Raw genomic sequence first — 13,076 nt, 5'->3', positions numbered from 1 at the left:
GGAGTCATGAATGTCACTGCCGCACCTCTCCCTTGCTGATGCGCGTAATCTTCACCTTGCCGCACAAGGCCTGTTAAACAAACCCCGCCGTCGAGCGTCGTTGGAGGATATTCCGGCAACGATCTCCCGCATGTCCTTGCTGCAAATCGATACCATCAATATTGTTGCCCGTAGTCCATATCTGGTGCTTTTCAGTCGTCTGGGAAATTATCCTGCCCAGTGGCTGGATGAGTCTCTGGCGCGTGGCGAATTAATGGAATACTGGGCGCATGAAGCCTGCTTTATGCCGCGTAGCGACTTTCGTCTTATTCGCCACCGCATGCTGGCACCTGAAAAAATGGGCTGGAAATACAAAGACGCCTGGATGCAGGAACATGAGGCGGAAATTGCACAGTTAATTCAGCATATTCATGATAAGGGGCCGGTACGTTCAGCCGATTTTGAGCATCCTCGTAAAGGTGCAAGCGGCTGGTGGGAATGGAAGCCGCATAAACGGCATCTGGAAGGTTTATTTACTGCCGGAAAGGTGATGGTGATTGAACGGCGCAACTTCCAGCGCGTTTATGATTTAACCCACCGTGTCATGCCTGACTGGGATGATGAGCGCGATCTCGTTTCGCAAACAGAAGCAGAAATCATCATGCTGGATAACAGTGCGCGTAGCCTGGGAATATTCCGCGAACAGTGGCTGGCAGATTACTATCGGCTGAAACGTCCGGCACTGGCGGCGTGGCGCGAAGCGAGGGCTGAACAGCAGCAAATCATTGCTGTGCATGTTGAAAAATTGGGCAATCTTTGGCTGCATGCTGATTTGCTGCCGCTACTCGAGCGTGCGCTGGCCGGAAAGCTCACTGCAACGCACAGCGCGGTACTTTCGCCTTTTGATCCTGTTGTCTGGGATCGCAAACGCGCAGAGCAGCTTTTTGATTTTAGCTACCGGCTGGAGTGCTATACCCCAGCGCCGAAACGCCAGTATGGCTATTTTGTTCTGCCATTATTACATCGTGGGCAATTAGTTGGGCGAATGGATGCCAAAATGCATCGCCAGACAGGCATCCTTGAAGTTATCTCTCTGTGGTTACAGGAAGGCATTAAACCAACGACAATGCTGCAAAAAGGGTTACGTCAGGCGATTACTGATTTCGCGAGCTGGCAGCAGGCAACGCGGGTGACATTAGGACGCTGCCCGCAAGGTCTCTTTACTGATTGCCGCACTGGCTGGGAAATAGACCCCGTCGCATAAATGATTATGATAAGATTTATGCATTCATAACCCGATCCATCTGGAGGAACTATGGATCATCGTTTGCTTGAAATCATTGCCTGCCCGGTTTGCAACGGAAAACTTTGGTATAACCAGGAAAAACAAGAGCTTATTTGCAAACTGGATAACCTGGCTTTCCCGCTCCGCGATGGCATTCCAGTGTTGCTGGAAACGGAAGCCCGCGTGCTGACTGCTGATGAGAGTAAATCATGAGTTTTGTGGTCATTATTCCCGCGCGCTACGCGTCCACGCGTCTGCCCGGTAAACCATTGGTTGATATTAACGGCAAACCCATGATTGTTCATGTTCTTGAACGCGCGCGTGAATCAGGTGCCGAGCGCATCATCGTGGCAACCGATCATGAGGATGTTGCCCGCGCCGTTGAAGCCGCTGGCGGTGAAGTATGTATGACGCGCGCCGATCATCAGTCAGGAACAGAACGTCTGGCGGAAGTTGTCGAAAAATGCGCATTCAGCGACGACACGGTGATCGTTAATGTGCAGGGTGATGAACCGATGATCCCTGCGACAATCATTCGTCAGGTTGCTGATAACCTCGCTCAGCGTCAGGTGGGTATGGCGACTCTGGCGGTGCCAATCCACAATGCGGAAGAAGCGTTTAACCCGAATGCGGTGAAAGTGGTTCTCGACGCTGAAGGGTATGCACTGTACTTCTCACGCGCCACCATTCCTTGGGATCGTGATCGTTTTGCAGAAGGCCTTGAAACCGTTGGCGATAACTTCCTGCGTCATCTTGGTATTTATGGCTACCGTGCAGGCTTTATCCGTCGTTACGTCAACTGGCAGGCAAGTCCGTTAGAACACATCGAAATGTTAGAGCAGCTTCGTGTTCTGTGGTACGGCGAAAAAATCCATGTTGCTGTTGCTCAGGAAGTTCCTGGCACAGGTGTGGATACCCCTGAAGATCTTGAGCGCGTTCGCGCTGAAATGCGCTAATTTCACTTCACGACACTTCAGCCAATTTTGGGAGGAGTGTCGTACCGTTACGATTTTCCTCAATTTTTCTTTTCAACAATTGATCTCATTCAGGTGACATCTTTTATATTGGCGCTCATTATGAAAGCAGTAGCTTTTATGAGGGTAATCTGAATGGAACAGCTGCGTGCCGAATTAAGCCATTTACTGGGCGAAAAACTCAGTCGTATTGAGTGCGTCAATGAAAAAGCGGATACGGCGTTGTGGGCTTTGTATGACAGCCAGGGAAACCCAATGCCGTTAATGGCAAGAAGCTTTAGTACGCCCGGAAAAGCCCGACAACTGGCATGGAAAACCACCATGCTGGCAAGAAGTGGGACTGTCCGTATGCCGACTATTTATGGTGTGATGACGCATGAAGAACACCCCGGCCCTGATGTCCTGCTACTGGAGCGGATGCGTGGTGTTTCGGTGGAGGCACCAGCCCGAACACCAGAACGCTGGGAACAGCTCAAAGACCAAATCGTTGAAGCCTTACTGGCCTGGCACCGTCAGGACAGTCGCGGTTGCGTCGGCGCGGTCGACAATACTCAGGAAAATTTCTGGCCCTCATGGTACCGGCAACATGTTGAAGTGCTATGGACCACGCTCAATCAGTTCAATAACACCGGTCTGACGATGCAGGATAAGCGGATCCTGTTTCGCACTCGCGAATGTCTCCCGGCATTATTTGAAGGCTTTAACGACAATTGTGTGTTGATTCACGGTAACTTCTGTTTACGCAGCATGCTGAAAGATTCGCGCAGCGATCAGTTACTGGCGATGGTCGGGCCGGGACTAATGCTTTGGGCACCGCGAGAATACGAACTGTTCCGACTAATGGATAATTCTCTGGCGGAAGATTTGCTCTGGAGTTACCTGCAACGCGCGCCAGTGGCGGAGTCGTTCATCTGGCGGCGTTGGTTGTATGTGTTATGGGATGAAGTTGCGCAACTGGTTAATACCGGACGATTTAGTCGGCGCAACTTCGATCTGGCATCAAAATCACTCTTGCCGTGGCTCGCCTGACGGACCTTTCAGCCACTGCCAGATGCGGCCAAGCGTTTCATAGCCAACACGATCGCTATGCATCAGCCAGACCGGAGAAGGGATTGCCCGTTCCCACGGATTAAGCGGCGAGTCGATGGCCAACTGATTCGCCGGGGCTGGTAGCGGATTTAACTCTTCCTGCTGAAAAAAGATCATCGCCCGCGGCAGATGTGATGCGGAGGTCACCAGCAGGAAAGGGGCGTCACCAATCGCCTGTTTCACTGCCGCAGCTTCTTCTTCGGTATCTTTTGGCAAATCCAGGGTGATAATTTGCTCGCGCGGCACGCCCAGCGATTGCGCAACTCTGGCACCTACTTCCGCTGTACTCACCGTATTGGTTTTTGCTACGCCTCCCGTGAAGATCAGTTTTGATCCCGGATTTTCGCGCCATAAGCGAATACCTTCATTCAGGCGTGGCAGACTGTTATTGATTAAATTAGAGCTCGGTGCCCACTGCGGGTTCCAGGTATAACCACCTCCGAGCACCACGATATAGTCCACTTTTTGCGAATTATTCCATGTCGGATAGGTGCTTTCGATGGGACGCAGCAGGCGGTCGGCTACCGGTTGCAAACTCAATAACAAGAGTGCCAGCCACCCAATGCTAATAAAAATCTTCGCGGTTTTTTGAAAACGGCTAAACCACAGCAGCGCCAGGCCAGCGCCAATAATTAACAACATCAGCGGAAGTGGCAGCAACATATTGCCAATCACTTTTTTCAGTGTAAAAAGCATCCTTTCTGGTTCCTTTTTTAACCATATAGCAAGGGATCGCCAGCGATATTACACCAGACGGGTTCATTCTCGCCGTGGCTGTGACAAAATAGCGTCTTTATCAGAAAACGTCTTAGCCAACCGGTGGAGAAAGCAATGCAGGATCGCAATTTTGATGATATTGCGGAAAAGTTTTCCCGTAACATTTACGGCACCACCAAAGGGCAGCTTCGACAGGCTATTCTGTGGCAGGATCTCGATCGCGTGCTGGCGGAAATGGGTCCGCAAAAACTGCGTGTGCTGGATGCGGGCGGTGGAGAAGGGCAGACCGCAATCAAAATGGCCGAGCGCGGGCATCAGGTCATTTTATGCGATCTTTCTGCGCAGATGATCGACCGCGCAAAACAGGCGGCAGAAGCAAAAGGTGTGAGCGACAACATGCAATTTATACATTGCGCCGCTCAGGATGTTGCTTCGCATTTGGAAACGCCCGTTGATCTGATATTGTTCCATGCGGTGCTCGAGTGGGTGGCCGATCCCCGCAGTGTATTGCAGACCCTGTGGTCAGTGTTGCGTCCAGGCGGCGTGTTGTCGTTAATGTTCTACAATGCGCATGGTTTGTTGATGCATAACATGGTCGCCGGGAATTTTGATTACGTGCAGGCGGGAATGCCGAAAAAGAAAAAACGGACGCTTTCGCCAGATTATCCACGCGACCCGGCGCAGGTTTATCTGTGGCTGGAAGAAGCTGGTTGGCAAATTATGGGTAAGACAGGCGTTCGCGTGTTTCATGATTATCTGCGCGAGAAGCACCAGCAGCGCGACTGCTATGAAGCATTACTTGAATTAGAAACGCGTTATTGCCGTCAGGAACCGTATATTACCCTGGGGCGTTATATTCATGTCACCGCGCGCAAACCGCAGAGCAAGGATAAAGTATGAGTGAATTTTCCCAGACAGTCCCCGAACTGGTTGCCTGGGCCAGAAAAAATGACTTCTCCATCTCGCTGCCGGTAGACCGACTCTCTTTTCTGCTGGCGGTTGCCACGCTGAACGGCGAGCGTCTGGATGGTGAGATGAGTGAAGGCGAGCTGGTGGATGCATTCCGCCATGTGAGTGATGCGTTTGAGCAAACCAGCGAAACCATCGGCGTGCGCGCCAATAACGCGATCAACGACATGGTGCGTCAACGTCTGCTGAACCGCTTTACCAGCGAGCAGGCGGAAGGGAACGCAATTTACCGTCTGACGCCGCTCGGCATCGGCATTACTGACTACTACATCCGTCAGCGCGAGTTTTCTACGCTGCGTCTTTCTATGCAGTTGTCGATTGTGGCGGGTGAGCTCAAACGCGCAGCAGATGCCGCCGAAGAGGGCGGTGATGAATTTCACTGGCACCGTAATGTCTATGCGCCACTGAAATATTCGGTAGCAGAAATTTTCGACAGTATCGACCTGACGCAACGTCTGATGGACGAACAGCAGCAGCAGGTGAAGGACGATATCGCCCAGTTGCTGAACAAAGACTGGCGGGCGGCGATTTCCAGCTGTGAATTGTTGCTTTCGGAAACTTCCGGAACGCTGCGTGAATTGCAGGATACGCTGGAAGCGGCAGGCGACAAATTGCAGGCTAATCTGTTGCGCATTCAGGATGCGACGATGACCCATGACGATCTGCATTTCGTCGATCGTCTGGTGTTCGATCTGCAGAGCAAACTCGATCGTATTATCAGTTGGGGCCAGCAATCCATCGACTTGTGGATTGGCTACGACCGCCACGTACACAAATTTATTCGTACCGCGATCGATATGGATAAAAACCGCGTCTTTGCTCAGCGGTTACGTCAGTCGGTACAAACCTATTTTGATGAGCCGTGGGCGCTAACTTATGCCAATGCCGATCGTCTGCTGGATATGCGTGACGAAGAGATGGCACTGCGCGATGAAGAAGTGACTGGGGAACTTCCTGAGGATCTGGAATACGAAGAGTTTAACGAGATCCGCGAACAGCTGGCGGCGATCATCGAAGAACAACTTGCCGTGTACAAAACCAGACAAGTGCCGCTGGATCTTGGTCTGGTGGTACGCGAATATCTGTCACAGTATCCGCGTGCACGTCACTTTGACGTTGCGCGTATTGTTATTGATCAGGCGGTACGTCTTGGCGTAGCGCAAGCAGATTTCACCGGACTGCCAGCGAAATGGCAGCCGATTAATGATTACGGAGCCAAGGTACAGGCGCATGTCATCGACAAATATTGAACAAGTGATGTCGGTTAAGCTGGCGCAGGCGCTGGCGAATCCGTTATTTCCGGCGCTGGACAGCGCCTTACGTTCAGGCCGCCATATTGGCCTCGACGAACTGGATAATCATGCATTCCTGATGGATTTTCAGGAATATCTGGAAGAGTTTTACGCGCGTTATAACGTTGAGCTTATTCGCGCACCGGAAGGGTTCTTCTATTTACGCCCACGTTCCACCACTCTTATCCCGCGTTCCGTCTTGTCGGAACTGGATATGATGGTCGGGAAAATCCTCTGTTATCTCTATCTCAGCCCGGAACGGCTGGCGAATGAGGGGATTTTCACCCAGCAGGAACTGTACGACGAACTGCTCACCCTGGCCGATGAAGCAAAACTGCTGAAACTGGTGAACAACCGTTCAACCGGTTCAGACGTTGACCGTCAGAAGTTGCAGGAGAAAGTACGTTCTTCGCTCAACCGTCTGCGTCGTTTAGGCATGGTGTGGTTTATGGGCCACGACAGCAGCAAGTTTCGCATTACCGAATCGGTGTTCCGCTTCGGAGCCGATGTGCGTGCTGGCGACGATCCCCGTGAAGCACAGCGTCGCCTGATTCGTGATGGCGAAGCAATGCCGATTGAAAATCATCTGCAACTCAACGATGAAACCGAAGAGAATCAGCCAGATAGCGGAGAGGAAGAATAATGATTGAACGCGGTAAATTTCGCTCACTGACGCTGATTAACTGGAACGGCTTTTTTGCCCGAACTTTTGACCTTGACGAGCTGGTCACGACGCTTTCTGGCGGTAACGGGGCGGGTAAATCCACCACCATGGCGGCGTTCGTTACGGCGCTGATCCCCGACCTGACCCTGCTGCATTTCCGTAACACTACGGAAGCCGGGGCCACCAGCGGTTCGCGCGATAAAGGTCTGCACGGTAAGCTGAAAGCGGGTGTCTGTTATTCGATGCTCGACACCATTAACTCGCGCCACCAGCGCGTGGTGGTCGGTGTGCGTCTGCAACAGGTTGCCGGACGCGATCGTAAAGTGGATATCAAACCATTTGCCATTCAGGGACTGCCGATGTCGGTGCAGCCGACACAGCTGGTGACCGAAACCCTGAACGAACGCCAGGCGCGCGTGCTGCCGCTTAACGAGCTGAAAGACAAGCTCGAGGCGATGGAAGGCGTGCAGTTTAAACAGTTCAACTCCATTACCGATTACCACTCGCTGATGTTCGATCTGGGCATCATCGCGCGTCGTCTGCGCTCCGCATCTGACCGTAGCAAATTCTATCGTCTGATCGAAGCTTCGCTGTATGGCGGGATCTCCAGTGCCATTACCCGTTCTCTGCGCGACTACCTGTTGCCGGAAAACAGCGGCGTGCGTAAAGCGTTCCAGGACATGGAAGCGGCGCTGCGTGAAAACCGCATGACGCTGGAAGCGATTCGTGTCACCCAGTCGGACCGTGACCTGTTTAAGCATCTGATCAGCGAAGCTACCAACTACGTGGCGGCGGACTACATGCGTCACGCCAACGAGCGCCGTGTCCATCTCGACAAAGCCCTGGAGTTTCGTCGCGAGTTACATACTTCGCGTCAGCAACTGGCGGCTGAGCAGTACAAACACGTCGATATGGCGCGTGAGCTGGCAGAGCACAACGGTGCCGAAGGCGATCTGGAAGCGGATTATCAGGCGGCCAGCGATCACCTGAACCTGGTGCAAACCGCACAGCGTCAGCAGGAGAAGATCGAACGCTACGAAGCGGATCTCGATGAGCTGCAGATCCGTCTGGAAGAGCAAAACGAAGTGGTGGCAGAAGCCATCGAACGCCAGGAAGAGAACGAGGCTCGCGCGGAAGCTGCCGAACTGGAAGTGGACGAGCTGAAAAGCCAGCTTGCTGACTACCAGCAGGCGCTGGACGTCCAGCAAACGCGCGCGATCCAGTATAACCAGGCGATTGCTGCGCTTAATCGCGCCAAAGAACTGTGCCATCTGCCGGACTTAACCGCCGACAGCGCCGCCGAATGGCTGGAAACCTTCCAGGCGAAAGAGCTGGAAGCGACTGAAAAAATGCTCTCTCTTGAGCAGAAAATGAGCATGGCGCAAACCGCGCACAGCCAGTTTGAGCAGGCTTATCAGCTGGTGGTGGCAATCAACGGCCCGCTGGCGCGTAACGAGGCTTGGGATGTCGCCCGCGAACTGCTGCGCGAAGGGGTCGATCAGCGTCACCTGGCAGAGCAGGTTCAACCGTTGCGGATGCGCTTAAGTGAACTGGAACAGCGTCTGCGCGAGCAGCAAGAAGCCGAACGCCTGCTGGCAGACTTCTGCAAACGTCAGGGCAAGAATTTTGATATTGATGAACTGGAAGCTCTGCATCAGGAGCTGGAAGCGCGCATTGCCTCTCTTTCCGATAGCGTGTCTAACGCCCGTGAAGAGCGCATGGCACTGCGCCAGGAACAGGAACAGCTGCAGTCTCGCATTCAGAGTTTGATGCAGCGTGCGCCGGTTTGGCTGGCAGCGCAAAACAGTCTCAACCAGTTGAGCGAGCAGTGCGGTGAAGAGTTTACCTCCAGCCAGGACGTCACCGAATATCTGCAACAGTTGCTGGAGCGTGAGCGAGAGGCGATTGTTGAACGCGATGAAGTGGGCGCGCGCAAAAACGCTGTCGATGAAGAGATCGAACGTTTAAGCCAGCCTGGCGGCTCTGAAGATCAGCGTCTGAACGCGCTGGCGGAGCGTTTTGGCGGCGTGCTGCTGTCAGAAATTTATGACGACGTTAGCCTGGAAGATGCGCCGTACTTCTCAGCGCTGTATGGCCCGTCACGCCACGCCATCGTGGTGCCAGATCTGTCACAGGTAACTGAACACCTGGAAGGCTTGACCGATTGCCCGGAAGATCTCTATTTGATCGAAGGGGATCCGCAGTCATTCGATGACAGCGTGTTCAGCGTTGATGAGCTGGAAAAAGCGGTAGTGGTGAAAATCGCCGATCGTCAGTGGCGTTATTCACGTTTCCCGGAAGTGCCGCTGTTTGGTCGTGCTGCGCGTGAAAGCCGTATTGAAAGCCTCCATGCCGAGCGTGAAGTGCTTTCCGAACGCTTCGCCACGCTCTCCTTTGATGTACAGAAAACCCAGCGTCTGCATCAGGCGTTCAGCCGCTTTATCGGCAGTCATCTGGCGGTGGCGTTTGAGTCTGACCCGGAAGCAGAAATCCGTCAACTGAACAGCCGTCGCGTCGAACTGGAGCGGGCGTTGAGTAATCATGAAAATGATAACCAGCAGCAGCGTATTCAGTTTGAGCAGGCGAAAGAAGGCGTTACGGCGCTGAACCGCATTCTGCCGCGTCTCAACCTGTTGGCTGATGACAGCCTGGCGGATCGCGTCGATGAAATCCGCGAACGTCTGGATGAAGCCCAGGAAGCCGCGCGTTTTGTTCAGCAGTTTGGCAATCAACTGGCGAAACTGGAACCGATCGTTTCGGTATTGCAGAGCGACCCGGAACAGTTCGAACAGCTAAAAGAAGATTACGCGTACTCTCAGCAGATGCAGCGCGATGCCCGTCAGCAGGCGTTTGCCCTGACGGAAGTGGTGCAGCGTCGTGCGCACTTTAGCTATTCTGACTCGGCAGAAATGCTGAGCGGTAATAGCGATCTCAACGAAAAGCTGCGTGAACGTCTGGAACAGGCGGAAGCGGAGCGTACTCGCGCTCGTGAAGCGTTGCGTGGTCACGCAGCGCAGTTGAGTCAGTACAACCAGGTGCTGGCTTCGCTGAAAAGTTCTTACGACACCAAAAAAGAGCTACTCAACGATCTGCAACGTGAATTGCAGGATATCGGCGTGCGCGCCGATAGCGGGGCAGAAGAGCGGGCGCGAATTCGCCGTGACGAGCTGCATGCGCAACTGAGTAATAACCGGTCCCGCCGCAACCAGCTGGAAAAAGCACTGACTTTCTGCGAAGCGGAGATGGACAATCTGACCCGCAAACTGCGCAAGCTGGAGCGGGATTACTTTGAGATGCGCGAGCAGGTAGTGACCGCCAAAGCGGGCTGGTGTGCAGTGATGCGCATGGTGAAAGATAACGTCGTTGAACGGCGCTTACACCGTCGCGAGCTGGCTTATCTCTCCGCTGATGATTTGCGCTCTATGTCGGATAAGGCATTGGGTGCGCTGCGTCTGGCGGTGGCGGATAACGAACATCTGCGCGACGTGCTGCGCATGTCGGAAGATCCAAAACGTCCGGAACGTAAAATTCAGTTCTTCGTGGCGGTTTATCAGCATCTGCGTGAACGTATTCGTCAGGATATTATTCGTACCGATGATCCGGTGGAAGCCATCGAGCAGATGGAAATCGAACTTAGCCGACTGACCGAGGAGTTAACCTCCCGCGAACAGAAACTGGCGATCAGTTCCCGCAGCGTGGCGAACATCATTCGCAAAACCATTCAGCGCGAACAGAACCGTATCCGTATGCTCAACCAGGGGTTGCAGAACGTATCGTTTGGTCAGGTGAACAGCGTACGTCTGAACGTGAACGTGCGTGAAACGCACGCCATGCTGCTGGATGTGCTCTCTGAACAGCACGAGCAGCATCAGGATCTGTTTAACAGCAACCGTCTGACCTTCTCGGAAGCGCTGGCGAAATTGTATCAGCGTCTTAATCCGCAGATTGATATGGGGCAGCGCACGCCGCAGACCATTGGCGAAGAACTGCTGGATTACCGCAACTATCTGGAAATGGAAGTTGAGGTTAACCGTGGTTCCGATGGCTGGTTGCGCGCAGAGTCTGGTGCATTGTCGACCGGTGAGGCGATTGGTACCGGTATGTCGATTCTGGTGATGGTGGTACAAAGCTGGGAAGATGAATCTCGCCGCCTGCGCGGTAAAGATATCTCTCCTTGCCGCCTGCTGTTCCTCGATGAAGCAGCGCGACTGGATGCTCGTTCTATCGCCACGCTGTTTGAATTGTGTGAACGTTTGCAAATGCAGCTCATCATCGCAGCGCCGGAAAATATCAGCCCGGAGAAAGGCACCACCTATAAACTGGTGCGTAAAGTCTTCCAGAATACCGAACACGTTCACGTCGTCGGCCTGCGAGGATTTGCGCCGCAACTCCCTGAAACGCTTCCAGGAAGTGACGAAGCGCCTTCTCAGGAGAGTTAAAATTAAGGCGGCAGCAATGCCGCCTTTTCTTTTTCCGAAAACTCCGTTTCTGCACTAAAAAAGTGGCACATTACGGCGTAATGCCGATCAGTTAAGGATCAGTTGACCGATCCAGTGGCTGTGTAAGAATCCGGAAACGCTCACTTGTTTCCGGATTTTTTTATGCACATTGGACAGGCTCTTGATCTGGTATCCCGTTACGATTCTCTGCGTAACCCACTGACTTCTCTGGGGGATTACCTCGACCCCGAACTCATCTCTCGTTGCCTTGCCGAATCAGGTACTGTAACGCTACGCAAGCGCCGTCTTCCCCTCGAAATGATGGTCTGGTGTATTGTTGGCATGGCGCTTGAGCGTAAAGAACCTCTTCACCAGATTGTGAATCGCCTGGACATCATGCTGCCGGGCAATCGCCCCTTCGTTGCCCCCAGTGCCGTTATTCAGGCCCGCCAGCGCCTGGGAAGTGAGGCTGTCCGCCGCGTGTTCACGAAAACAGCGCAGCTCTGGCATAACGCCACGCCGCATCCGCACTGGTGCGGCCTGACCCTGCTGGCCATCGATGGTGTGTTCTGGCGCACACCGGATACACCAGAGAACGATGCAGCCTTCCCCCGCCAGACACATGCCGGGAACCCGGCGCTCTACCCGCAGGTCAAAATGGTCTGCCAGATGGAACTGACCAGCCATCTGCTGACGGCTGCAGCCTTCGGCACGATGAAGAACAGCGAAAATGAGCTTGCTGAGCAACTTATAGAACAAACCGGCGATAACACTCTGACGTTAATGGATAAAGGTTATTACTCACTGGGACTGTTAAATGCCTGGAGCCTGGCGGGAGAACACCGCCACTGGATGATACCTCTCAGAAAGGGAGCGCAATATGAAGAGCTCAGAAAACTGGGTAAAGGCGATCATCTGGTGAAGCTGAAAACCAGCCCGCAGGCACGAAAAAAGTGGCCGGGACTGGGAAATGAAGTGACAGCCCGCCTGCTGACCGTGACGCGCAAAGGAAAAGTCTGCCATCTGCTGACGTCGATGACGGACGCCATGCGCTTCCCCGGAGGAGAAATGGCGGATCTGTACAGTCATCGCTGGGAAATCGAACTGGGATACAGGGAGATAAAACAGACGATGCAACTGAGCAGGCTGACGCTGAGAAGTAAAAAGCCGGAGCTTGTGGAGCAAGAGCTGTGGGGTGTCTTACTGGCTTATAATCTGGTGAGATATCAGATGATTAAAATGGCGGAACATCTGAAAGGTTACTGGCCGAATCAACTGAGTTTCTCAGAATCATGCGGAATGGTGATGAGAATGCTGATGACATTGCAGGGCGCTTCACCGGGACGTATACCGGAGCTGATGCGCGATCTTGCAAGTATGGGACAACTTGTGAAATTACCGACGAGAAGGGAAAGGGCCTTCCCGAGAGTGGTAAAGGAGAGGCCCTGGAAATACCCCACAGCCCCGAAAAAGAGCCAGTCAGTTGCTTAACTGACTGGCATTACACATTACGGCGCGCTTTTCTTTAAACTTCTTTACATTAGGTTATGTAAAAACGTATCGGCGTTTATATACTGAAGATAAGCCTGATGAGTAACAGGCTTGCTCGTCATACTTTCGTGAGTATTGGCGTTGTACAGGCAAGTCGTAAAATAACAGCCTGGCTAT

The 13,076-nt window shown here is 53.2% G+C and carries 10 protein-coding genes; 9 read left to right on the top strand and 1 reads right to left on the bottom strand.

Going from position 1 to position 13,076, the window contains the following annotated elements; genetic code table 11:
- Positions 1 to 10 precede the first annotated feature (10 nt).
- The 4 genes from ycaQ to C1P89_RS10810 all read left to right on the top strand — a co-directional run bounded on the left by ycaQ (position 11) and on the right by C1P89_RS10810 (position 3,267).
- Entirely contained in the window at positions 11 to 1,243 is a 1,233-nt protein-coding gene (gene ycaQ / locus C1P89_RS10825) for a crosslink repair DNA glycosylase YcaQ (RefSeq protein ID WP_000056529.1), read from the top strand.
- Positions 1,244 to 1,294: 51 nt separating this feature from the next.
- Positions 1,295 to 1,477: a protein YcaR gene (gene ycaR / locus C1P89_RS10820; protein WP_000350058.1), complete on the top strand. Its 183-nt coding sequence runs from the start codon at positions 1,295 to 1,297 to the stop codon at positions 1,475 to 1,477.
- Positions 1,474 to 2,220 carry a 3-deoxy-manno-octulosonate cytidylyltransferase gene (gene kdsB / locus C1P89_RS10815; RefSeq protein WP_000011601.1) on the top strand — a complete coding sequence of 249 codons (747 nt, stop codon included), beginning with the start codon at positions 1,474 to 1,476 and terminating at the stop codon, positions 2,218 to 2,220. Before ycaR ends, kdsB begins: the two co-directional genes overlap by 4 nt.
- A gap of 153 nt (positions 2,221 to 2,373) precedes the next feature.
- Positions 2,374 to 3,267 (top strand): YcbJ family phosphotransferase, encoded by an 894-nt coding sequence (locus tag C1P89_RS10810; protein ID WP_000436922.1) that lies wholly within the window; start codon positions 2,374 to 2,376, stop codon positions 3,265 to 3,267.
- Here C1P89_RS10810 and elyC read toward each other — a convergent pair.
- Positions 3,244 to 4,023 carry an envelope biogenesis factor ElyC gene (gene elyC / locus C1P89_RS10805; protein ID WP_000899573.1) on the bottom strand — a complete coding sequence of 260 codons (780 nt, stop codon included), beginning with the start codon at positions 4,021 to 4,023 and terminating at the stop codon, positions 3,244 to 3,246. The genes C1P89_RS10810 and elyC overlap by 24 nt on opposite strands.
- A gap of 135 nt (positions 4,024 to 4,158) precedes the next feature.
- Here elyC and cmoM point away from each other — a divergent pair, with 135 nt between their 5' ends.
- The 5 genes from cmoM (at position 4,159) to C1P89_RS10780 (ending at position 12,899) form a co-directional block, all read left to right on the top strand.
- Complete coding sequence (gene cmoM, locus C1P89_RS10800) at positions 4,159 to 4,944, top strand: tRNA uridine 5-oxyacetic acid(34) methyltransferase CmoM (RefSeq protein ID WP_001298300.1); 786 nt, start codon at positions 4,159 to 4,161, stop codon at positions 4,942 to 4,944.
- Positions 4,941 to 6,263 carry a chromosome partition protein MukF gene (gene mukF, locus C1P89_RS10795; RefSeq protein ID WP_001288850.1) on the top strand — a complete coding sequence of 441 codons (1,323 nt, stop codon included), beginning with the start codon at positions 4,941 to 4,943 and terminating at the stop codon, positions 6,261 to 6,263. The genes cmoM and mukF overlap by 4 nt, the downstream gene beginning before the upstream one ends.
- Positions 6,244 to 6,948: a chromosome partition protein MukE gene (gene mukE, locus C1P89_RS10790; RefSeq protein WP_014333992.1), complete on the top strand. Its 705-nt coding sequence runs from the start codon at positions 6,244 to 6,246 to the stop codon at positions 6,946 to 6,948. The genes mukF and mukE overlap by 20 nt, the downstream gene beginning before the upstream one ends.
- On the top strand, positions 6,948 to 11,408 hold the full coding sequence (mukB, locus tag C1P89_RS10785; protein ID WP_000572708.1) for a chromosome partition protein MukB: 4,461 nt from the start codon (positions 6,948 to 6,950) through the stop codon (positions 11,406 to 11,408). The genes mukE and mukB overlap by 1 nt, the downstream gene beginning before the upstream one ends.
- Positions 11,409 to 11,552: 144 nt before the next feature.
- The gene (locus tag C1P89_RS10780) at positions 11,553 to 12,899 is read left to right on the top strand and encodes an IS4-like element IS4 family transposase (RefSeq protein WP_000483769.1); all 1,347 of its coding nucleotides are present in this window, start codon (positions 11,553 to 11,555) and stop codon (positions 12,897 to 12,899) included.
- Positions 12,900 to 13,076: the final 177 nt, after the last annotated feature.

It is taken from the genome of Shigella sonnei (assembly GCF_002950395.1).
Classification (GTDB): domain Bacteria; phylum Pseudomonadota; class Gammaproteobacteria; order Enterobacterales; family Enterobacteriaceae; genus ECMA0423.
The sequence above is the reverse complement of the archived record's forward strand: the minus strand, read 5'-3'. Positions and strand labels throughout refer to the sequence as shown.

Excerpts from the sequence above, each read along its gene's own strand:
- C1P89_RS10810 (WP_000436922.1), top strand. The coding sequence starts at position 2,374 with ATGGAACAGCTGCGTGCCGAATTAAGCCATTTACTGGGCGAAAAACTC.
- kdsB (WP_000011601.1), top strand. The coding sequence starts at position 1,474 with ATGAGTTTTGTGGTCATTATTCCCGCGCGCTACGCGTCCACGCGTCTG.
- mukF (WP_001288850.1), top strand. The coding sequence starts at position 4,941 with ATGAGTGAATTTTCCCAGACAGTCCCCGAACTGGTTGCCTGGGCCAGA.
- elyC (WP_000899573.1), bottom strand. The coding sequence starts at position 4,023 with ATGCTTTTTACACTGAAAAAAGTGATTGGCAATATGTTGCTGCCACTT.
- mukB (WP_000572708.1), top strand. The coding sequence starts at position 6,948 with ATGATTGAACGCGGTAAATTTCGCTCACTGACGCTGATTAACTGGAAC.
- ycaQ (WP_000056529.1), top strand. The coding sequence starts at position 11 with ATGTCACTGCCGCACCTCTCCCTTGCTGATGCGCGTAATCTTCACCTT.
- mukE (WP_014333992.1), top strand. The coding sequence starts at position 6,244 with ATGTCATCGACAAATATTGAACAAGTGATGTCGGTTAAGCTGGCGCAG.
- ycaR (WP_000350058.1), top strand. The coding sequence starts at position 1,295 with ATGGATCATCGTTTGCTTGAAATCATTGCCTGCCCGGTTTGCAACGGA.
- cmoM (WP_001298300.1), top strand. The coding sequence starts at position 4,159 with ATGCAGGATCGCAATTTTGATGATATTGCGGAAAAGTTTTCCCGTAAC.